Source organism: Blastococcus sp. KM273129, from assembly GCF_021698995.1.
Classification (GTDB): domain Bacteria; phylum Actinomycetota; class Actinomycetes; order Mycobacteriales; family Geodermatophilaceae; genus Blastococcus.
Map to the genome: position 1 here is coordinate 1 of NZ_SSXB01000240.1, position 212 is coordinate 212.

Annotated in this window: 1 pseudogene; it reads left to right on the plus strand. The window is 76.9% G+C overall.

Annotated features, from left to right (window positions below):
* Positions 1 to 212, plus strand: a pseudogene (locus tag E9565_RS22155) (HNH endonuclease); the annotation flags it as partial.

A 212-nucleotide genomic window follows, 5' to 3' on the forward strand; every position in this document is an offset into this window, starting at 1 on the left:
GACGGGATGAGCCAGCTCGTCGCCGACCTGCCCGTGCACCTGGCCGCGGCCTGCGCCGACGCCATCGACCAGTACGCCCAGCTGCTGCGCGCCGACGGCGACACCCGCCCCATCGGCGTGCTGCGCGCCGCCGTCGCCGCCGACCTGATCCTGCGCCCCTGGGACAGGTCCCGGCCGCCGGTCACCGCCCAGCTGACCATCCACGCCCCGCT